The organism is Pseudarthrobacter sp. B4EP4b, assembly GCF_006680095.1.
Classification (GTDB): Bacteria; Actinomycetota; Actinomycetes; order Actinomycetales; family Micrococcaceae; genus Arthrobacter.
The window spans coordinates 1-256 of sequence record NZ_VHIJ01000112.1; the positions used below are offsets into that span (position 1 = coordinate 1).

Here is a 256-nt window from a genome sequence, read left to right on the forward strand (position 1 = left end):
GGTTGGTGGTGGATTTGCGGGGGTGGCGAGGGGGGTGTATTGTTTTCTGAGTCGCCGCCGCTGATGCGGAAAGATTGCGGCCAATCCCCTGACAAACAGCCTGAAAATGGTTCGCCTGCTGGCGTGCCGGATTTTGGGTAGGGGCGGTTGCGGGAAGTGCTGGTCGCGGAAACGCTGATTTGCAAAGCTTCCTGGGATCGGGTAAGTTTGAAAAGTTGCTCCGGAGCGATCCATGACTGGTTGTTGTTGTGGTGGT

At 57.0% G+C, this 256-nt stretch carries 1 protein-coding gene; it reads right to left on the bottom strand.

From position 1 onward, the window contains the following. The coding region (locus tag FNL14_RS23530; protein WP_220126211.1) for a hypothetical protein at window positions 1-256 on the bottom strand (256 nt) is incomplete at both ends.